Origin of the sequence: Aeromonas sp. 62-46 (assembly GCF_001898585.1) — a bacterium.
Classification (GTDB): Bacteria; Pseudomonadota; Gammaproteobacteria; order Enterobacterales; family Aeromonadaceae; genus Aeromonas; species Aeromonas caviae.
In genome coordinates this window covers 111,841-131,994 of sequence record NZ_MKUI01000018.1, presented here as the reverse complement: position 1 = coordinate 131,994, position 20,154 = coordinate 111,841, and the positions used below count along the sequence as shown (strand labels likewise).

Sequence of the window (20,154 nt, the reverse complement as noted above, 5' to 3'; positions counted from 1 at the left end):
CAATCCTTAAATCAATTCGGGAAAAGAGGGAGGGTGATTACTCTTCGACAATCGCCAGGATGTCGGTCTCGGACAGGATCAGTACGTCCTGGCCATCCAGCTTTTCGGTCTTCACGCCGTAGCCTTCGTTGAAGATCACCTTGTCACCCACCTTGACGGCCAGTGCTTTGACATCCCCATTGTCCAGAATTCGACCAGTCCCCACGGCAAGAACTTCACCACGGGTGGACTTCTGGGCCGCAGTGCCAGTCAAGACGATGCCGCCAGCGGATTTGGCTTCAGCTTCGATGCGCTTGATGATGACGCGGTCGTGCAGTGGACGAATTTTCATCGATAACTCTCCCAAAATGAGTCTCTGTGTTGCTTGAGGAATGGCCGCAATCGGCCAAATTTGTCATGTCCCTGATCTGGGGCAACAGGGCTAGCCCTTCAAGGGCAAATACAAAAAAAATATTTTCACGTACTATGAACACCTTCGATGGATCACCCATCCCCAATCAGGAAGGCGGATGGAGACGGCCAGCATTCAGGCCCAAAGCACCTAGAGACTCTGCCTTGAGCCGACCCAATCCCATGCTGACCGCCCCCATGACCCCCATGCTGCTGCGCATGACGGGCCCCATGATCCTGGGCATCATCGCCATCCTGGCCTTCAACCTGGTCGATACCTTCTTCATCGGCATGCTGGGTACCCAAGCGCTGGCCGCCATCAGTTTCACCTTCCCGGTCACCTTTGTCGTCACCTCCCTGACCATGGGGCTGGGGGCGGGCCTGTGCGCCCTGCTCGGTCATGCCCTGGGGCAGGGTCGCCATGACGAGGCAGCCCGCATCACCACAGACTGCCTGTTCCTTGCCGTCATCCTGGTGAGTCTGCTCGCCGGGCTGGGGGCAATGACCATTACCCCTCTGTTCACCCTGCTGGGGGCCAGCGCCGAGCTCATCTCCCTCATCCACGACTACATGCTCATCTGGTATCTGACCGTCCCCATGCTGGTCGTGCCCATGGTCGGCAATGCGGCCATCCGGACGACGGGGGATACCAAGACCCCCAGTCTGGTGATGGGGGTCGCCGGTCTGGTCAACGGCGTGCTGGATCCTCTGCTCATCTTCGGGCCGGGCCCCTTCCCCGAGTGGGGCATTCGGGGAGCCGCCATCGCAACTTCCCTTTCCTGGTTGATGGCCATGCTGGTCAGCCTCCATCTACTGCGCAAGCGGGAGACGCTGCTGACCTGGCGCCTCTCTCCCCGCCCTCAGCTGTTGGCCCATTGGCGCGCCCTGCTCCATGTGGCTGTGCCCGCATCGTTTACCAACATGCTCAACCCACTGGCCAACGCCGTGTTGATGATCATTTTCGCCGGGCTCGGAACCGAGGTGGTCGCCGCCTACGGCGCGGCATCCCGGGTCGAGGCCTTGCTGCTCATCGTGATGATGGCGCTCTCTTCCGTGCTGGCCCCCTTCATCTCGCAGAACTGCGGCGCCGGGAATCCGGCCCGAGCCAAGGCCGCCCTGCTGCTCTGCATGCGCTTTGCCCTGCTGTTCCAGCTTGGGGTCTACGTGCTGACCTGGCTTCTCGCCCCCTTCATCGCCGATCTGTTCAGCGATCATCCGCAAGTGGTGCGACTCATCGTGCTCTATCTGCATCTGGTCCCCATTGGCTACGGTTTTCAGGGCATGGTGATGCTGCTGGCCTCGGCCCTCAACGGCGTCAGGGCATCGGCGGTGTCACTGCTGATAAACGGCATCAGACTGTTTGTCTTCTTGCTGCCAGGGGCCTGGCTGGGGGCAAAACTGGGGGGAGAACAGGGGATTTATCTGGGGATGCTGCTGGCGAACCTGGCCGCCGGATTGCTGGCATGGGGGTATGCCCGCCACAGATTCGAGCGGCTGTGCCATCAGGGGAGATCCTGACGGCACAGCCCGAGGCTCGCGATTACTCTTTGCGTTCGAACTCCCCTTCGATGGTGTTGCCACCCCCTCGCGGGGATTGTCCGGGCCTGTCATCGCCGGGACCCGGCTCGAACGGCTGCTGGCGAGCCTGGAAGCCCCCCATCTGCATCCTGAACTGATTGCTGCCAATCAGCTTGTCGGCCAGCATGTTGCGCAGCCAGGGCTGCAGCAGCAGGATGCCGACAATATCGCTCACAAACCCCGGGATAATCAGCAGCAAGCCCGCCAGCGCCAGCATCATGCCACCCATCACCTCGCGGCCGGGCATCTCCCCCAGCTGCATCTTCTGCTGGGCAGTGAGCAGGGTCTTGATCCCCTCGCTGCGCACCAGCGACGATCCCAGCACGGCGGTCAGCACCAGCAAGCCAACGGTCGGCAAGGCCCCGATCACGGACCCCACCTTGATCATGACGGTGAGCTCCAGCAATACCAGCCCGACCAACAACAGTAACAACTTGCCCATAGCAACCTCGGAGCGATGAATGAATGGACCCGGGGTGTCCGGTCGGCAGCCGCACATCGCTGATGCTGACGCGCCGGGTTCAGGTCTTCTGACATTAAAATGGGGCTGGTTGATCATTTTTCAAGCCTCTCCTGCCGCAGGCCCCGGAATACGGATAAATATTTGTCCGCCCAACTGGGATTGAGGTGGTTGTTCTGTCAAAGTTAATCGCCCGATTGCAATATCTGTTTAATGACCACAAGAAATTTGAGGTTGCCTCAAATTTAGTGATCCAGGTCTAATACCGGATACCTCAATTGGGGTAACATCAACACCAGTCATTGCACAGGGAGCAACTGGCTCCCAACTGCCCCACCCGATGTGTGGTGCTTCAGGATGAAATGTGCGTAGGGAAATCGCGACCACTCGGTGAGGATCGTTTCCATTTATTTGATTTCTGAGGCATAACAATGAGCGACATCAAGAACGTCCGCATTGAAGAAGACCTGCTGGGCACCAAAGAAGTTTCCAACGACCTCTACTACGGCGTGCACACCCTGCGCGCTGTTGAAAACTTCAAGATCAGCACTCAGAAGATTTCTGACGTTCCCGAGTTTGTTCGTGGCATGGTCCTGACCAAGAAGGCGGCTGCACTGGCCAACGGTGAGCTGGGCACCATCCGTCCCGAGATCGCAGACAAGATTGTCGAAGCCTGCGACCTGATGCTGAACACCGGCAAGTGCTTCGATCAGTTCCCGGTCGATGTCTATCAGGGCGGCGCCGGTACCTCCGTCAACATGAACACCAACGAAGTGCTGGCCAACATCGCCCTCGAGCTGATGGGACTTGAAAAGGGTCGCTACGACGTCATCAACCCCAACGATCACGTCAACAAGTGCCAGTCCACCAACGATGCCTACCCCACCGGTTTCCGCGTGGCCGTGGTCAACAGCACCGACACCACCCTGCACGCTCTGGAAGCCCTCATCGCCGCCTTCGATGTCAAAGCCAAGGAATTCAAACATATCCTGAAAATGGGCCGTACCCAGTTGCAGGACGCCGTGCCCATGACCCTGGGTCAGGAGTTCCACGCCTTCGCCGTCACCCTGCGTGAAGAGATCAAATCCATCAAGCGTTGCCAGGAGCTGCTGCTGGAAGTGAACCTGGGCGCCACCGCCATCGGTACCGGTCTGAACACTCCGCCCGAGTACTCCGGTCTTGCCATCAAGCGTCTGGCCGAGATCACCGGTCGTGCCTACGTGCCGGCAGAGGACCTCATCGAAGCGACCTCCGACTGCGGCGCCTATGTGATGCTGCACGGTGCGGTCAAGCGCCTGGCCATGAAGCTCTCCAAGATCTGTAATGACCTGCGTCTGCTCTCCTCCGGCCCGCGCACCGCGCTCAAAGAGATCAACCTGCCGGAAATGCAGGCTGGCTCCTCCATCATGCCGGCCAAGGTCAACCCGGTCATTCCGGAAGTGGTCAACCAGTCCTGCTTCAAGGTATTCGGCAACGACGTCACCATCACCTTCGCCGCCGAGGCCGGTCAGCTGCAGCTGAACGTCATGGAGCCGGTGATTGGTCAGGCCATGTTCGAATCCCTGAGCCTGATGGAAAAAGCCTGCATCTCCCTGCGCGAGAAGTGCGTGGAAGGCATCACCGCCAACCCGGACATCTGCATGAACCACGTGCTGAACTCCATCGGCATCGTGACCTACCTGAACCCCTTCATCGGTCACCATGAAGGCGATATCGTCGGCAAGATCTGTGCCCAGACCGGCAAGAACGTCCGCGAAGTCGTGCTGGAACGCGGCCTGCTGACCGCCGAACAGCTGGACGAGATCCTCTCCATCGAGAACCTGATGAACCCGCAATACAAAGCCAAGCGTTACACCCGCGAAGCCACCGTATAAGCGAGCAAATGGGCCGGGGTTATCCCGGCCCATTTAAAGTCAATTCCCGAGCGGTCTCTCCACAGCCCCATCGGGAATTGGCTTTTCAGCCTAATAAAACCTAAAAAAACTGGAAAATGGAGTGTTCGCTATGATTGGAATCGAGTTACTTGTCGTGCTCGCCGCTATCTATCTGGGGGCCCGGATAGGCAGTATAGGTATCGGCTTTGCCGGTGGTCTTGGGGTACTGGTACTGACCTGGGGGCTGGGCATGCCCATCCCGAGCGATCAGCTGGTGACCTATCTCCCGTGGGACGTGATCATGATCATCGCGTCCGTCATCTGCGCCATTGCCTGTATGCAGCTGGCTGGCGGGATGGATTATCTGGTGCACCTGGCCGAAAAAGCCCTGCGCAAGAATCCCAAGCACATCACCTTCGCCGCGCCGGTCGTCACCTACCTGATGACCATGCTGGCCGGTACCGGTCACACCGCCTTCTCCACCCTGCCGGTGATCGCCGAAGTGGCCAAGGAGCAGGGCATTCGCCCCTCCCGTCCGCTCTCCATCGCGGTCGTTGCCTCCCAGATTGCCATCACCGCCTCCCCCATCTCGGCGGCCGTGGTCGCCTTCTCCGGCATGCTGGAGCCGCTTGGCGTCGACTACCTGACCCTGCTGGCCATCTGCATCCCGTCCAGCTTCATCGCCTGTCTGCTGGGGGCCTTCATCGCCAACCTGCTGGGCAAGCCGCTGGATCAGGACGAAGTCTATCTGGAGCGCAAAGCCAAGGGACTCATCAAGCTGCGCGGTACCAGCCAGGTTGAGATCAAGCCTTATGCCAAGCTCTCCGTCGGCATCTTCGTCGCCTCCATCGTGGCCGTGATGGCCTATGCCACCGCCATCTCCGGCAACGTGGGCCTCATCAGCAGCCCGCCGATCCCCCGCGATGGCGCCATCATGGGCATCATGCTCTCCGCCGCTACCCTGATGGTCCTGTTCTGCAAACTGGACGCGGCCCAGATCACCAACATGCCGACCTTCAAGTCCGGTATGTCCGCCTGTATCTGCGTGCTGGGCGTGGCCTGGCTGGGCAACGTCTTCGTGAAGGGCAACATGGTCGAGATCCAGGCGTTCGCCGGCGATCTGCTGAGCCAATACAGCTGGCTGCTGGCCGTGGTGCTGTTCTTCTCCTCCATGCTGCTCTACTCGCAAGGTGCCACCACCAAGGCCCTGATGCCTGCCGCCCTGGCACTGGGTGTCAGCCCGCTGGCGGCCATCGCCTCCTTCGCCGCCGTGAGCGCCCTGTTCGTACTGCCGACCTACCCGACCCTGCTGGCCGCGGTCGAGATGGACGACACCGGCTCCACCCGCATCGGCAAGGCCGTGTTCAACCACCCCTTCTTCATCCCGGGTGTGGCCACCATCGCCATGGCAGTGGCGCTCGGCTTCTTCTTCGGTGGTCTCATCCTCTGACCGATGAACCACCCCATGTAAAACGGCCCGAACGGGCCGTTTTTTTATGCCAGGCCACCGCCGGGCTCCCATGAAAAAGCCGCTCCCGGGAGCGGCTTTCGTCATCTTGGCGGCATCCTCAGGCCGTGGTCTGGCGGGTACCGAAATAGTCAGCCAGGAAGTCGTCGAACGACAGGCTGTCACTGCGTTCCCGCTCCCGCTGCTTGGCCAGGGAGTCCCGTGCCTCGCCAGCAAAGTAGGCCTCGTCCCAGTACTGCAGCTCGCCGGCCAGCATCTCTTCCCGGTAGCGGCTCGCCAGCGCATCGCCGAAGCAGCCGTTGTCCTGGCCGCTTGAAAGCAACTGCTTGAGCAGGCGGGCGGAGTAGGTCTGCTCGGGGTCGAGCAGCTTCTCACGGTGCATCGCCAGCGTCTCGCGATAGCGGTTGCGACCGCAGCAGCGATCCAGCAGCGCTGCGACCTCGGCCAGCTCGTCGAACAGCTTGAGGCCGTACTCCTTGAGGCCGATGGCATTGCCCTGCTCATCTTCAAGCGTCAGGCCGGGGCGACGCCCCTCCAGCACCACCTTGTTCTGGTTGCGGCGGTTGCGGGCAACCTCGTCATCCGAGAGCACGGGGGACGGGCGCAACAGGCACCAGACCAGGAAGAGATCGAAGAAGCGGATCTGATCCACCTCGATACCGAACGGGGTGAAAGGATTGACGTCCACCGTGCGCAGCTCGATGTATTCGATGCCGCGCTGCTCCAGCGCATCCGAGGGCTTCTCGCCGCTGCGGGGGGTGCGCTTGGGGCGGATCGGCGCGTAGAGCTCGTTCTCCAGCTGCAGCACGTTGTCGTTGAGCTGGCGGTACTCGCCGTTCACCTTGACCCCTATCCTGGCGAAGTCGGGATCATGGGTGTTGATGGCCCGGCGCAGACTGCTCACATAGGCCGGCAGGCTGTCATGACTGATCTTGAGCCCCGCCTGGGCGCTGTTGGTGTAACCGAGATCGGACAGGCGCAGAGCCGTGGCATAGGGCAGGTAAAGGGTGCCCTTGCCGGTTTTCTGGAACGGCAGGCTGCTCTTGCGCCCCTTGAGGAAGGAGTCGCAGATGGCAGGAGACGCGCCGAACAAATAGGGCACCAGCCAGCCGAAGCGGTAGACGTTGCGAATAAGCCCCATGTACTTGTCGGAGATGAAGCGCTGGCTGCAGCAGCCCTCTCCCACCAGATCCTGCCACTCGCACCAGAAGCTGTCCGGCATGGAGAAGTTGAAGTGCACCCCGGCGATCACCTGCATCAGGCTGCCGTAGCGGTTCTTCAGACCCTGGCGATAGAGGGTCTTCATCCGCCCGATGTTGGAGCTGCCGTACTGGGCCAGGCGGATGCTCTCCTCGTCACCGACGAAGCAGGGCATGGAGAGGGGCCAGATCCGCTCCTCTCCCAGATGATGAATGGTGTGGCGGTGAATGTCGCCGAGCTGCTCGATCAGGCTCTCGATGGAGTCGGTGGCCGGCGTGATGAACTCCAGCAGGCTCTCGGAGTAATCGGTGGTGATGTTGGCATGGGTCAGGGCCGACCCCAGGCTTCTGGGGTGATCGGTCTGGGCCAGGGTCCCTTCGGGGGTGATGCGCAGACATTCGCGCTCGATCCCGCGCCGGATCCCCTTGAGGGCGGTCACCCGTTCCGGGGTGCCCAGCGCAGCCAGCAACTCGGTGAGCGACAAGCTAGTAGTAGTCATATTCACGGCTCATGTGTGGCCGCCCCACCCGGGGCGGCACTTATTGTTGCGACGCCCCTCAGGGCAGTTGCAGTGGATAGATGGGAAGATGAAGCTCACTCAGGGGTTTTTCAAGCTTTTGCTTGTCTCCCACCACCACAATCACCATCTCGGCCGGATCCAGCCAGCGGGCTGCACTGGCCTTCAGCGTCTCGGGTGACACTGTTTTGATCAGGTTGTTCTGGGCCTGCACATAGTCCGGCTTCAGGTCGTACATGATCATCTGCAGCAGGAAGCCAGCCTTCTGCCCCAGGGTCTCGTAGGAGAGCGCATCCTGCTGGGAGACGGCGCTGCGCATGTAGGCCAGCTCCACCGGGGTCGGCCCGCTCTTGCGGTAGCCGTCCATCTCCTTGAGGAACTGGCGGATGGCATCCACGGTCGCATCGGTGCGCACATTGGCGCCGGTCGCGAAGATACCCGCCTCGCGGTTGGCCTGGAAGCCCGAGCTGGCACCATAGGTGTAGCCCTTGTCTTCCCGCAGGTTAAGGTTGATGCGGCTGTTGAAGTTGCCACCCAGGTTGAAGTTCATCAGGTTGGCGATGAAATAGTCTCCCGTGGTGTCAAACGGCATGGCGCGGCGGCCGATGCGGATCACCGACTGGGGGGCCCCCGGCTTGTCCACCAGATAGATGCCTGGCTTGGCCTGCTCTCCCCCGGGCTTGAGATCCCCCAGGGTCGGGGCGGCCCCCTGCCACTGGGTCAGGAAGGCGAGACCGGATTCCACCTGCTGGGCGGTCACATCACCTGTCACCACCACCTTGGCATTGGTCGGATTGTAATAAGCCTCATAGAAGCGCTTCACATCCGCCAGGGTCAGCTTCTCCACGTCCGCCAGCACCCCGTCAGAGGGTTGGCCGAGGCGGTTCTGCTTGCCATAGACCAGTTCGCGGAACGCCTGACCCGCCAGCCACTCGGGTTGCTGCTCGCTCTGTTTCATGCCTTGCAGCATCTGGGTCTTGAGCCGCTCGAAGTCCGCTTCCCGCAGGCCGGGTTGCAGCAGCACTTCCCGCACCAGCGCCAGGGTTTCGGGCAGCTTGTCCGCCAGACTGCTGATGGTGATGAGGTTGTTGTACTGGGCGCTGGAGACGCTGATGCTGGCGCCGAGTTTTTGCAGCTCGTCGCTCAGCTCGGCCTCGGAGAGGCGCATCGTCCCCTGCTCCAGCATGGCGGCGGTGAGGCTGGCCAGCCCCAGCTCTCCCTTGCCTTCGGCCCGGATGCCACCCGGCAGGGCGATCATGATGGAGACGGCCGGGATCTCGTCGCTGTGGGTGCCGATGATCTCGATCCCCTTGCCGAGCTTGCCACGCCAGATGGCGGGGACCTTGACGCTCACCGCATCGGCCGCCTTGGGCTGCACGCTGCGATCGAAGTCATCTTTCACCGGCCGCTCGGCCAGCACCTTGTCATGCTTGCTGTAATCCGGCAGCTCCCGCTTGGCGGGAGTGAAGTTCGGGGTCGCGGCCTGCCAGTCGCTCTTGCCCTTGGGCACCACGCTCAGCACCACGGCAGGCTTGTTCTGGATGAACTTGTCGTAGGCAGCCTTGACGTCAGACCCCTTGACCCGGGCGATGGCATCCAGATTCTTGAACACATAGTCGGGATCCCGGGCCAGCACCTGCCCCATGGCAAGCTGGCTTACCTTGCCCTCGATGCTGTCGAGTCCCCAGATGGCGGACGCGCGATAGCTGCTGATGGCCTTCTCCAGATCCGCGGGCTTGATGCCGCGCTGGGCAAACTCGCCGATCACCTTGTCCACCTCGCCCTTGAGGGTCTTGAGGCTGCCATCCGCCGCCGGATTGGGGTAGGCATAGACCGTCAGGGTGCAGGCAAGCTCTTCGCAGGAGTGGGAGGCACCCGCCTCGATGGCCTTGCCGGTTTTCACCAGGGACTGGTAGAGCATGGAGCTGGCAGAGCCCCCCAGCACATCGGCAAAGATGTCCAGCGCCGGCTCCTGCGGGTCACCCAGGGAGACGGTCGGGTAGCTGATATACAGGAGCGGCAGATGCACCTTGTCTTCCAGCGTCACGTAGCGGGTAGCCGGCAGGGTGGCAGGCTGAGGCGTCGGTTCGGCCACGTCCGGACCGCGCGGGATGGAACCGAAGTACTGCTCAATCCAGGCCAGCGCCTGCTTGGTATCAAAGTCGCCGCCCAGGGTCAGAGTCGCGTTGTTGGGACCGTACCAGCGCAGGAAGAACTGCTTGAGGTCGTTGACGTCGACCCGGTCGAGATCCTCCACATAACCGATGGGTTGCCAGGAGTAGGGGTGGGTGCGCGGATAGAGTGCCTCCCCCACACGCTCGCCCACCAGGCCATAAGGCTGGTTGTCGATGCGCTGGGCCCGTTCGTTCTTGACGGTGGCGCGCTGGATCTCGAACTTCTTCTGGCTCACCGCATCGAGCAGGAAGCCCATGCGATCCGCCTCCAGCCAGAGCACCTTCTCCAGTTGATTGGCCGGCACGGTTTCGTAGTAGTTGGTGCGGTCCTTGTTGGTGGTGCCGTTCATGTCACCGCCCGCCTCGTTGATGATCCGCATGTGTTCCTGATCACCAACGTGCTTGGAGCCCTGGAACATCATGTGCTCGAAGAAGTGGGCAAAGCCCGACTTGCCCACGGTTTCCCGGGAGGAGCCGACGTGATAGGTGACGTCCAGATGCACCAGGGGATCGGAGTGGTCGGGGGCCAGGATCACGGTCAAACCGTTGTCCAGCTTGTACATCTGGTAGGGGATGCCGAGCTTGCCCTCTTGTTTGACCTGCTCGGACACCAGGGTCGGGGCCGCCAGCACGGGAAGGGAGAAGCCCAGCAGCATGCTTAATGGAATGAGTTTGTTCACGGGTACCTCGTGAGTGACAAAAGGGCTAGAAGATCTGACTGGCCAGCAGAAACACCAGGGCATAACGAAGCAATTTGCCGAGCCCGATCAAGATGAGGGAGCGCCAGAAGGAGAGGCGCAGCCAACCAGCCAGCAGACAGAGACCATCGCCGACCACAGGCGTCCAGGCAAGCAGCAGACACCAGTGGCCATGACGTTTGAGCCAACCAAGGGCTTTTTGTTCCCCACGGCCTTGAAAATCTTCCGGTTTTTTCTTGTGGGTGGCGAGCCAGCCGAGCCACCAGGTGGTCATGGAACCCAGGGTATTGCCCAGCGTCGCCCAGAAAAGCAGGCTGGTCATGCTCCACTCCCCCTTGACCGCCATGGCGCCCAGCAGCACTTCCGAGCTGCCGGGCAACAGGGTGGCGGAGGTGAAGGCGCTCAGAAACAGCCCTCCCAGCCCCATCCCGGTGAAGTCTATCATCCGGGCTGGCCGTCTGCGGCGGACATGTGCAGCAACAGCTTGCCGCGCACATGGCCCTGCTCGATGGCCTGATGGGCCAGCGCCCCTTCTGCCAGCGTGTATTCACCGGAGACAGTGATCTTCACCTCCCCCTGGCGAAGCAGCGTCAGCATCTGGGTCAGCTGCGTTCGATCGGGATGGACCAGCATGCCGACAACCTCGACGCCGAGCTCGGCCCCCGCGTCCTTGATCTGCTGGGCCGTGATGGTGGGGACCGTCACCAGACGGCCGCCCGGCTTGACGCAGGCCAGCGCCGCCTTGCCGCTCTCGCCCCCCACCAGATCCAGCACCAGATCGAACGGACCATCGGTGATCGCCTCGGTGCACCACCCGGCCTGGTGGTAATCCACCATCCGGCTCGCCCCGAGACTATGAAGGAAGCTGTGATTGTCGCCACTTGCCGTGGCAACCACGTGGGCACCATAGGCGGCGGCAAACTGCACCGCCAGGTGGCCGACGCCACCGGCACCGGCCAGGATCAGTACCCGCTGCCCCGACTGCAGGCCACCGTGCTCCAGCAGCCCCTGCCAGGCGGTGAGACCCGCCAGCGGTAGGGCCGCTCCCTGCCTGAGGCTCACCCCATCGAGCTTGACTAGCTCCTCCTCGCGGGCCACCACGGATTCGGCATATGCACCGGCGGCGAGGGGGAAACCCACCATGCCGCACACCTGATCCCCCTCGGCCAGGGAGGTCACGCCGGGCCCCACCTTTTCCACCACGCCGGAGACGTCATAACCCGGCGTCCAGGGCAGGTTGTCCTTGTTCTGGGCGGCCGCCCAGCCGAGACCGGCCCGGGTCTTGGCATCGATGGGGTTGACCCCCGCAAAGCAGATGCGCACCCGGACCTCTCCCTCCGCGGGCACCTTGTCCAGGGAAGGGTTGAGCCTGAGTACCGAGGGGTCGCCGAATGCGGTAATCTGTAACTGCGTCATTGCACAATCCATCCTGTTGATTGATCAAGGGTCAACAGAATAACAGCGAGGACACCATGGCTCGAATGTTTCTTATTCCTCTGTTGCTGGCCCTGGGGTGGTGGGCGTTTCTGCTCTACTTCCGCATTCCGCTCAAACAGGGGGCCAAGGGCTTTTACTGGATCATCGGCATCGGCGGCGGGCTTGCCGCCTTCCTCAGCCTGATGATGGTGCTCACTCACTAGGGTTCGGGGACAAGGGGGAAGAAGAGAAGATGCTGCATGGACTGAACCATCTCACGCTGGCAACCGGCGATCTCGACAGCAGCGTTGCCTTTTATGTCGACTTGCTGGGATGTCGCCCCAGGGTGAGATGGGCACGGGGAGCCTATCTCACCCTCGGCGATCTCTGGCTCTGTCTCTCCTGCGATCCTCCCCAACCGGCCAGAGATTACAGCCATGTCGCGTTTGGCATCTCGCCTGAACAGTTTCCAGCCTTCTGCGCCCGTCTGCGCGCGGCGGGCGTCGTGGAGTGGAAGAAGAACAGCAGTGAAGGGGATTCACTCTATCTGCTGGATCCCGACGGGCACCGACTAGAAATCCATGCAGGCAACCTGGATAGCCGCCTCGCCTCTCTCAGACAGCAGCCCTATGAGGATCTTATCTGGTTCGACTGAGCCGGATCACCCCTGCTCGGCACGAAGATGGTAGTGACGATTGCTGCCCTGCCCCAGCACGCCCTGCGCCAACAGATGCTGGAACACCCGGTCCACCTCCTCCAGAGACAGTGACAATGCCTCTGCCACCTTGCGTTTGCTGCATTTGAGCTCGCCGCTCTCCAGCGCGCCGCGCACCTGGGCGACCACGGCTGGCTCGGGCATGGGTCTGCTGATGGCTGGCGGCTCCGGGGTCGGCACTGCGACCCGGGCCTCGGCTTGCGCCTTCTCCCGTTGCCACATCCATTGACGGCGGAAGCGGTTCTCCTCACCGATCAGGCTGACGAAAAAGGCACCAAACGCATCGAGCAGGATAGACAGGAAGCAGACCAGCAGGAACTGCACCTGGCCGATGCTCATGCCCACCCCGTCCGCCAGACTGCTCATCAGCCCCAGCATGGAGGACTGCTCCCCCAGCGGCTTGGCGTCCCGCTCCTGGCGCAGCTCGTCCTGACGCAGCCTGAGCTTGGTGTTGGCCTGCTGCAGACCGCTGACGCCGCTCGAGATACGCGCCATCTCGATGTATTTGCGGGCCGCCTCTTCGTTGAGCTGGATCTGCCGCTCTATGCTGGCTATCTGCTCGTCGAAACGGGCTATCTCCCGCTCGTGACGCGCCTGCTGGCTCAGGATGGTGTTGGTGGCGCTGTTGATGCCGCCGATACTGCCCCCGATGGAGATGGCGGCCAGCACGCTGTAGAACAGCAGCGACCAGAAGGCGCCGCCCAGATCCCGCCTCGCCTTGCACTCGCCGTACTCGTACCAGACATAGAACTTGCCCAGCTCGAAGATGATGGCCAGCCCGCCGAACAGCCACTTCATCAGGGGGTTTTCGTCGATGGAGAGAAACAGCAGCAGGGAGAAGACGATGGAAGCCAGAATGGCCAGCCCGGTAAAACTGTAGACAGTCGTGAGGGCGAACCATCCCTTGGGGTAACGCAATGCGGCGCAAGCCTGTGTAGTCATGATGAAGCGGGAAACATCTGCAGGAAAAGTTGGCTGCCGATTATAGTCGCCACTCCCCCGGAGAGAAGGGCAAATCCCCGAATTCCCGCCCATGGACGATCAGCTGCCCAGAGTGCGACCAAAACGTGCAAATCGGCAGCAGAAAAACACTACAATCGACCCCGTACCTGAAGGACATCTGCGGTTATGCTCGGGTTAAGCCCGCCGCATTACACTCATTTCCACCGAACACGACTCGAGGACATCATGAACAGAACGACGGCTTTGTTGCTCTCTCTTTTTCTGATCACCGGTAGCGCCCTGGCACAGGACGAAGGGAGCCAGACCTTCTCCGTGGATGCGCTGACCTTCAATCTGGACTGGAATGACACGCAGTTTGACTGGTCCCAGAGCAACTGCTTCGATCTCGGGAGCGGTGACACGGCCGCCGCCGACTGCAAGAGGATCAACCTCAATCTGGAGGACGAGACGCAGCGCAACCAGCCCCCCAGCACCAACCAGATCAGCACGCAACCGGATCAATGATCCCCCTGACAGGAGCCTTGATGCGATGACCCACATGACCATGACTTCCCGCGGCGCACTGCTGCTCTCCCTGCTTCTGGTTCAGGAAATGGCCTTTGCTGCACCCCCTTCCAAACACGATGACGACATCCGGATCTCCACCGACCAGGGCCGGGTAAGCCTGGATTGGGACGACAAGGAGTACGAGTGGTGGCAGCACAACTGCCTGGATGTCAGCACCCGGACCAGCCGTATCCAGCTCAACTGCGACAACATGGATGGAAAATACCGCGACCATTACAACCGCAGCATTCACAGTGGCAACAACCCGGGTCAGGGCCATGACAAGCCCAGGAACAAGCACGGCGGCAACGGCCACCAAAAACACTGACCAGCATGCCCATGGACATGGTTGAGGGGCCTGTGGCCCCTGGAGTCATGTCCCCTACCAGTAGTTTTCCATGCTGATATTGCCGGGGGCGCGACGCAGGTTCTTGGCAAGCCCCAGCCCGAGCAGGGTCTGCTGAGTCTCTTTCACCATGGCGGGGTTGCCGCAGATCATCACTTGGCTCAACTCGGGGGAGAAGTTCAGCCCCACCCTTGCCTGCAAGCTGCCATCGACGATGGCTGCCGGGATACGCCCTGCCATCGCCCCCGGCCAGGTCTCACGACTGACGAAGGGAACATAGCGAAAACGCTCGCCATGCTGCTCGGCAAAACTGGCGATAAGCGGCTGATAGCTGAGCTCTTCCCCTTTTCTCACCCCGTGTACCAGCACCAGATGCTCGAAGCGGTCGAAGACCTGTCCCTCAGCCAGCATGGCGAGGAAGGGGCCGATGGCGGTGCCGGTTGAGAGCAGCCAGAGATCCCGTCCCGGGGGAATCTCATCCAGGGTCAGGAAACCGGTGGCCTGGGACTGCACCAGCAGGCTGTCGCCCACCTGCAGGGAACCGAGAGAGGGGCTCAGTTCACCGCCGGGGATCTCCACCAGATAGAATTCGTGATAGGGCGTGCCGGGAGGATTGACGAAGGAATAGGCACGCTGGACGCGACGCTCGCCCTGCTCCAGGGCCAGCTTGGTGAATTGACCCGCCTTGTAGGGGGCAAGTTCCGCCTCCACACGCAGTGAGAGCAGGGTGGGTGTCCACTCGATGCGCTCGATGACCCGACCTTCAACCCAGGCAGCCATAAAGGTTCTCCTCCAGAGGAACAGATCTTCACTTTACCCCTTGATCTGAAAATAAAAAACCCGCGCATGTGCGCGGGTTTTTCTGCAAGAGCGGAACGCTATTACAGAGCAACAACCTGGATTTGTACGGTTGCTTTGACGTCAGCGTGCAGCTGAACAACAACTTCGTACTCACCGGTGTTACGCAGAACGTTGCCCATGCGGACTTCGCTCTTGGCAACGGCTACGCCGGCAGCAGTGATGGCTTCAGCCACATCACGGGTACCGATGGAACCGAACAGCTTGCCTTCGTCGCCAGACTTGGAGGCGATGACAACGGCAGCCAGCTCACCCAGCTTGGCAGCGCGCTCTTCGGCAGCAGCCTTGTTGGCAGCCAGTTTGGCTTCCAGCTCAGCGCGACGAGCACCGAAGGCTTCGATGTTGGCCTTGGTGGCCATAACAGCTTTGCCTTGCGGGATCAGGTAGTTACGGGCATAACCAGCTTTTACGGAAACTTGGTCACCCAGACCGCCCAGTTTGGCGATCTTATCGAGCAGGATAACTTGCATTACCTTTCCTCTATAAATTTCGTTGAGTTAGGCGTAAGCGCCGGGCCGATTCTTACTTGTTGTGCAGATCGGTGTACGGCAGCAGAGCCAGGTAACGAGCACGCTTGATGGCGCGTGCCAGCTGACGCTGATACTTGGCGCGGGTACCGGTGATACGGCTCGGTACGATCTTGCCAGATTCAGTGACGTAGTTTTTCAGAGTAACGATATCTTTGTAGTCGATCTCGGTAACGTTCTCGGCGGTGAAGCGGCAGAACTTACGACGACGGAAATAACGTGCCATGGCCTTTATCCTCTAATGCGGTGATCTAAGAATTACTCTTCGGAAGACGCTTCAACAGCATCTTCGCGACGCTCGTCGTCACGACGGGTGAAGCGCTCTTCCTTGGCCTTGGCCATCGGAGAAACTTCAGTCACGGCGTGCTTGGTGCGCATGATCATGTTGCGGATAACGGCATCGTTGAAGCGGAAGTTGGTTTCCAGCTCATCGATAACGGCCTGTTCAGCTTCTACGTTCATCAGAACGTAGTGAGCCTTGTGCAGCTTGTCGATCGGGTAAGCCAGTTGACGACGGCCCCAATCTTCCAGGCGATGAATGGTACCACCAGCGGTGGTGATAGCGCCGGTGTAACGCTCGATCATGCCAGGTACTTGCTCGCTCTGGTCCGGATGAACCATGAAGACGATTTCGTAATGACGCATTTTAGCTCCTTACGGATTAATTCAGCCTCCGCCCAGGTGCAGCCAGACCTCGGAGGCAAGGAACATAGTGATGTTTAGACGCTGCTTTCTAGGGCGGCGTATTGTACGAAATCACCTCTCCCACTGCAACTGGCGAAGCGAGATGTTTTTCTCGATGAGCCCGATACAAAACTTTAATTGATAACAATTATCATTTAGATCCATACTCTCCTCATATCCCCACGGAGGATGACAGTATGCAACCTGCGCTCACCACGGCCATCCCGGCCCGCAAATTCAAGCTGACCCTGCTCGGCCCCGCCTTCATCGCCGCCATCGGTTATATCGACCCGGGCAATTTTGCGACCAATATCCAGGCCGGCTCCACCTTCGGCTATCAACTGCTGTGGGTAGTGGTGTGGGCCAACCTGATGGCCATGCTGGTGCAGACCCTCTCGGCCAAGCTCGGTATCGTCACTGGCAAGAACCTGGCGGAACACATTCGTGATCGTCTGCCCAGGCCCGCAGTCTGGGCCTATTGGGTGCAGGCCGAAATCATCGCCATGGCCACCGATCTCGCCGAGTTCATCGGCGCTGCGGTCGGCTTCAAACTGCTGCTCGGTATCACCCTGCTGGAAGGGGCCTGCATCACCGCCGTGGTCACCTGGGGGATCCTGATGCTTCAATCCCGCGGCCAGAAGCCGCTGGAGTTCGTGGTGGGCGGCCTGCTGCTGTTCGTGGCCGCCGCCTACATCGTCGAGCTGATCTTCTCGCGCCCCCACCTGCCGAGTCTGCTGGAAGGGGCACTCTTCCCCGGCCTCCCCAATGGTGATGCTGTCTATCTTGCCGCCGGCGTGCTTGGTGCCACCGTGATGCCCCATGTCATCTACCTGCACTCGGCCCTGACCCAGCATACCCAGGAGCAGGGCACGGTGACCCAGCGACTGCACAGCACCCGGGTCGACGTGGCCATCGCCATGACCATCGCCGGCTTCGTCAACCTGGCCATGATGGCCATGGCGGCGGCCGCCTTCCACAGCTCCGGCAATCAGCAGGTGGCCGAGCTGGAAACGGCCTACCAGACCCTCACGCCCCTGCTGGGCCCGGCAGCCGCCACCCTGTTCGGCCTCTCCCTGGTCGCCTCCGGCATCTCCTCCACCGTGGTGGGAACGCTGGCGGGGCAAGTGGTGATGCAGGGCTTCGTGCGCTTCACCATTCCGCTCTGGCTGCGCCGAGCCATCACCATGGCTCCCGCCTTCGTGGTGATCGCCATGGGCCTCAACACCACGGAAATTCTGGTACTGAGCCAGGTAGTGCTGAGCTTCGGCATCGCCCTCGCTCTCATTCCGCTGCTGATCCTGACCGGTGATCGCGCCCTGATGGGAGCACATCGCAATCACCCCGTCACCCAGGCCGTGGGGCGCCTCATCGTCGCCCTGGTGATCGGCCTCAATGCCTATCTGCTGGTCACCACCCTCTAACGCCATCTTGAGGCTCATTGACCCGGGTTGATGAGCCTCTTCGCACTTTCGCGTATGCTGCCCCTTTCCCTTCTCATCATCTCGTTGCGGGAGCCCTGCCATGGAACATACCCGAGCCAGCTTCGTACTGGGCCACCATCAGGAACAGGCCAGCGTCGTCTGTTGCAAACAGGGGGATCCGACCCTGCTGGTCACCGACCTCACCCCCTTTCATCCCCAGAGCCACCTCTGGCCCGATCAACCCGGTGACGTGGGCACTGTGCGCTGGGAAGGGGGGGAAGCGGCCGTGGGCCCCTGCCGCATGGGCGCCATCAGTCCCGAGGGCGAGCTGTTCGTGGATACGGAGATTCCGGTCACGCGAGGGGCGGATGGGTGGGCTTTCGTGGTGGTGCATCCCCTCGCCGGTTCCCATCACCTTGCCATTGGCTCGCCTGTGGAACTGACAGTGGATGCCGAGGCACGCCATGCCCTGAGCCTGGGCCACAGCGCCTGCCACCTGGTGGCACTGGCCCTCAATCGGGCGCTCACGCCCTATTGGCGAAAGGAGACAAGCGAGCTTGACGCTCTCGGGCAGCCGGATTTCGACCGCCTCGCCATCCAGCTCTCCCGGGTCGAGCCCAGAGGATCAAAGGAGCAGTACCGGATCGGCAAGAGCCTTCGAAAAAAGGGAATTAACAGCGAGGCACTGCTGGCCGACCTCGACAGGATAGCGATCCAGGTCAACGAGCAGCTGATGCGCTGGCTCAAAGAGGGAGGCGAGATCCGCCGCAGCCGGGCCGGTGATGCCATCATCGATTCCCGCTACTGGCATGGCATGCTGGACGGTCGGGAGATCACCATTCCCTGTGGCGGCACCCATGTGGGCAGTCTGACCGAGTTGGGCCAGGTTCAGGTGACGCTGGCCTCCAGTGAAGTGGGATTTACCCTCACCACCCGGGTCACCCCCTGAACCACTCCAGCCTTCCTTATGCCGTGCCGCCCTGACCGGGGCGGTGTCCCGACAGAGAGACCGCAGGCAGATCAGCGCGGCGGTATCTCACCTCGGGCTGACGACCACATGGCCACGGGGTAGCAAAAAACCATGCGATGCACCACGGGTGAGGGGCCACTTGCCCCTTTCCTGGCGCCTGACGATGTCAGGCAGGCTCCCTTCGCATCCCCATGTGAGGGATGTCATCTTCCAGATACCCTTCCCCTTCGGCCACGAAACCATGCTGACCGTAAAAACCTTGCAGGTGGGCCTGTGCACCGAGCCAGATGCTGTGTGCAGGCCAGCGTGCCTCGCACTCTCTGACCGCTTGCGCCAGCAGGCGGTGACCCAGTCCGCCCCCCCGCGACGTGGGAGAGGTGACCACGCGGCCGATGGCGGCGCCGCTGTCATCACCAATGCCGGGCGCCATGATGCGGGCATAGGCCGCCAGGTGATCCCCCTCACGACCGAGCAGATGCAGCACGCCGTCACGGCGATCCAGCCCGTCCAGATCCTGGAAGGGACAGGTCTGCTCCACCACGAACACCTCGGCGCGCAGGGCAAGCAGCTCATACAATTCATCCGTGGTCAGCTCGGACCAGGATTTCATACTCCAGTTCATGAATGACTCCTGTTTAATGGGGTCTGACAGCATAATCTTGCTCCCGACGAGGGGCATTAACCTTGGTTAAGTTGCCCCCCTTCTCATCCAATGCGGACATGGCCGGCAAAGAGCCGATCTCTGCCCAGGTTCATCGGCAATCCCTTCTGGCTCAACCCTGATCGCGCGTTTTCAGCCGCCTGCGGATGCGGCTCAGGCTGATGGGGGTGATCCCCAGATAGGCGGCAATCTGGTGATCCGGAACCCTGGCATCCAGCACGGGGAAGCTTCGCAGAAAATGCTGATACCGCGCCTCTGGGCCCCCGGTCAGCAGCAACAACTCTTTCTCCTCCTTGATGCGCAGTTGCACTTCAAGGAGATGGTGATACCAGGCGGGCCAGCAAGGGAGTCGGCGCAGATCCGCCAGCGGAAGAAGCTGCAGCCGGCAAGGCTCCAGCGCCTCCACGCTGTAGCGGGCGGGCTCACCACTGAGCAGGTGGTGGAAGTCGAGAAACTCGTCCCCCTCCCAATAGAACTCCTTGATGTACTCGCGGCCATCCGCCAGCACCACCCTGGCCCGCAGCAACCCCTCCTCCACTCTGACCAGCAGAGCCGGACTGTCGCCGGCATGCCAGAGGCAGGTGCGAGGGGGCAAGGTCAGGGAGCGGACAAAAGAGAGGAGGCGCTCGGCCTCCTGCTCATCTGCAACCCGTTCCCAGACAAAGGGGGGTCTGTCGGTCATCGTCTT

General features: G+C 61.3%; 22 protein-coding genes. 9 read left to right on the top strand and 13 right to left on the bottom strand.

Annotated features, from left to right (window positions below; translation table 11 throughout):
* Positions 1-37: 37 nt before the first annotated feature.
* A complete protein-coding gene (locus BGO64_RS06685; RefSeq protein ID WP_005309514.1) occupies positions 38-331 on the bottom strand; it encodes a co-chaperone GroES in 294 nt (97 codons plus the stop codon).
* A gap of 242 nt (positions 332-573) precedes the next feature.
* On the opposite strand from BGO64_RS06685, the gene BGO64_RS06680 reads away from it, so the two are divergent.
* Positions 574-1,908: an MATE family efflux transporter gene (locus BGO64_RS06680; protein ID WP_234921774.1), complete on the top strand. Its 1,335-nt coding sequence runs from the start codon at positions 574-576 to the stop codon at positions 1,906-1,908.
* A gap of 22 nt (positions 1,909-1,930) precedes the next feature.
* Here BGO64_RS06680 and BGO64_RS06675 read toward each other — a convergent pair whose 3' ends face one another.
* Positions 1,931-2,410 carry an FxsA family protein gene (locus BGO64_RS06675; protein WP_039040009.1) on the bottom strand — a complete coding sequence of 160 codons (480 nt, stop codon included), beginning with the start codon at positions 2,408-2,410 and terminating at the stop codon, positions 1,931-1,933.
* Between the two features lie 449 nt (positions 2,411-2,859).
* Between BGO64_RS06675 and aspA the strand changes: the two genes are divergently transcribed.
* Together aspA and BGO64_RS06665 are read left to right on the top strand one after the other, a co-directional pair.
* Positions 2,860-4,302, top strand: a complete 1,443-nt coding sequence (gene aspA / locus BGO64_RS06670) for an aspartate ammonia-lyase (RefSeq protein ID WP_010673133.1) — start codon at positions 2,860-2,862, stop codon at positions 4,300-4,302.
* 130 nt (positions 4,303-4,432) lie between these two features.
* Positions 4,433-5,752 carry an anaerobic C4-dicarboxylate transporter gene (locus tag BGO64_RS06665; RefSeq protein WP_041210978.1) on the top strand — a complete coding sequence of 440 codons (1,320 nt, stop codon included), beginning with the start codon at positions 4,433-4,435 and terminating at the stop codon, positions 5,750-5,752.
* Positions 5,753-5,870: 118 nt separating this feature from the next.
* On the opposite strand, the gene gshA is transcribed toward BGO64_RS06665, so the two are convergent.
* The 4 genes from gshA to BGO64_RS06645 are packed head-to-tail and all read right to left on the bottom strand — an operon-like array spanning position 5,871 to position 11,775.
* Complete coding sequence (gene gshA, locus BGO64_RS06660) at positions 5,871-7,469, bottom strand: glutamate--cysteine ligase (protein ID WP_113978522.1); 1,599 nt, start codon at positions 7,467-7,469, stop codon at positions 5,871-5,873.
* A 58-nt stretch (positions 7,470-7,527) separates the two neighbouring features.
* The gene (locus BGO64_RS06655; protein ID WP_286700366.1) at positions 7,528-10,341 is read right to left on the bottom strand and encodes a M16 family metallopeptidase; all 2,814 of its coding nucleotides are present in this window, start codon (positions 10,339-10,341) and stop codon (positions 7,528-7,530) included.
* Positions 10,342-10,366: 25 nt separating this feature from the next.
* Positions 10,367-10,804, bottom strand: a complete 438-nt coding sequence (locus tag BGO64_RS06650) for a YqaA family protein (RefSeq protein WP_029313803.1) — start codon at positions 10,802-10,804, stop codon at positions 10,367-10,369.
* A complete protein-coding gene (locus BGO64_RS06645) occupies positions 10,801-11,775 on the bottom strand; it encodes an NADP-dependent oxidoreductase (protein WP_286700365.1) in 975 nt (324 codons plus the stop codon). The genes BGO64_RS06650 and BGO64_RS06645 overlap by 4 nt, the downstream gene beginning before the upstream one ends.
* 56 nt (positions 11,776-11,831) lie before the next feature.
* On the opposite strand from BGO64_RS06645, the gene BGO64_RS06640 reads away from it, so the two are divergent.
* On the top strand, positions 11,832-11,999 hold the full coding sequence (locus BGO64_RS06640) for a hypothetical protein (RefSeq protein WP_005308905.1): 168 nt from the start codon (positions 11,832-11,834) through the stop codon (positions 11,997-11,999).
* A gap of 29 nt (positions 12,000-12,028) precedes the next feature.
* The gene (gene fos, locus BGO64_RS06635) at positions 12,029-12,430 is read left to right on the top strand and encodes a fosfomycin resistance glutathione transferase (protein ID WP_279981135.1); all 402 of its coding nucleotides are present in this window, start codon (positions 12,029-12,031) and stop codon (positions 12,428-12,430) included.
* A gap of 6 nt (positions 12,431-12,436) precedes the next feature.
* Here fos and BGO64_RS06630 read toward each other — a convergent pair whose 3' ends face one another.
* Positions 12,437-13,432 carry a hypothetical protein gene (locus BGO64_RS06630; RefSeq protein WP_049636447.1) on the bottom strand — a complete coding sequence of 332 codons (996 nt, stop codon included), beginning with the start codon at positions 13,430-13,432 and terminating at the stop codon, positions 12,437-12,439.
* 246 nt (positions 13,433-13,678) lie between these two features.
* On the opposite strand from BGO64_RS06630, the gene BGO64_RS06625 reads away from it, so the two are divergent.
* Both BGO64_RS06625 and BGO64_RS06620 read left to right on the top strand, forming a co-directional pair.
* Positions 13,679-13,957, top strand: a complete 279-nt coding sequence (locus BGO64_RS06625) for a hypothetical protein (RefSeq protein WP_050485177.1) — start codon at positions 13,679-13,681, stop codon at positions 13,955-13,957.
* A gap of 25 nt (positions 13,958-13,982) precedes the next feature.
* Positions 13,983-14,327, top strand: coding sequence for a hypothetical protein (locus BGO64_RS06620; RefSeq protein ID WP_286700364.1), 345 nt, complete (start codon positions 13,983-13,985; stop codon positions 14,325-14,327).
* A gap of 54 nt (positions 14,328-14,381) precedes the next feature.
* Here the strand turns inward: BGO64_RS06620 and BGO64_RS06615 are convergent, their stop codons facing one another.
* From BGO64_RS06615 to rpsF, 4 genes are all read right to left on the bottom strand, one after another.
* Entirely contained in the window at positions 14,382-15,125 is a 744-nt protein-coding gene (locus BGO64_RS06615; RefSeq protein ID WP_039040002.1) for a ferredoxin--NADP reductase, read from the bottom strand.
* A 101-nt stretch (positions 15,126-15,226) separates the two neighbouring features.
* Complete coding sequence (gene rplI / locus BGO64_RS06610) at positions 15,227-15,673, bottom strand: 50S ribosomal protein L9 (protein WP_010673120.1); 447 nt, start codon at positions 15,671-15,673, stop codon at positions 15,227-15,229.
* Positions 15,674-15,725: 52 nt separating this feature from the next.
* Positions 15,726-15,956: a 30S ribosomal protein S18 gene (gene rpsR / locus BGO64_RS06605; protein ID WP_005313392.1), complete on the bottom strand. Its 231-nt coding sequence runs from the start codon at positions 15,954-15,956 to the stop codon at positions 15,726-15,728.
* Positions 15,957-15,988: 32 nt separating this feature from the next.
* A complete protein-coding gene (gene rpsF, locus BGO64_RS06600; protein WP_005331771.1) occupies positions 15,989-16,375 on the bottom strand; it encodes a 30S ribosomal protein S6 in 387 nt (128 codons plus the stop codon).
* Positions 16,376-16,611: 236 nt separating this feature from the next.
* Between rpsF and BGO64_RS06595 the strand changes: the two genes are divergently transcribed.
* Positions 16,612-17,835, top strand: coding sequence for an Nramp family divalent metal transporter (locus BGO64_RS06595; protein WP_052814587.1), 1,224 nt, complete (start codon positions 16,612-16,614; stop codon positions 17,833-17,835).
* Between the two features lie 100 nt (positions 17,836-17,935).
* Positions 17,936-18,784 carry an alanyl-tRNA editing protein gene (locus BGO64_RS06590; protein WP_286700363.1) on the top strand — a complete coding sequence of 283 codons (849 nt, stop codon included), beginning with the start codon at positions 17,936-17,938 and terminating at the stop codon, positions 18,782-18,784.
* 187 nt (positions 18,785-18,971) lie between these two features.
* On the opposite strand, the gene BGO64_RS06585 is transcribed toward BGO64_RS06590, so the two are convergent.
* A complete protein-coding gene (locus BGO64_RS06585) occupies positions 18,972-19,427 on the bottom strand; it encodes a GNAT family N-acetyltransferase (RefSeq protein ID WP_049636452.1) in 456 nt (151 codons plus the stop codon).
* 151 nt (positions 19,428-19,578) lie between these two features.
* Complete coding sequence (locus BGO64_RS06580; protein ID WP_286700362.1) at positions 19,579-20,148, bottom strand: Crp/Fnr family transcriptional regulator; 570 nt, start codon at positions 20,146-20,148, stop codon at positions 19,579-19,581.
* Between the last annotated feature and the right edge of the window lie 6 nt (positions 20,149-20,154).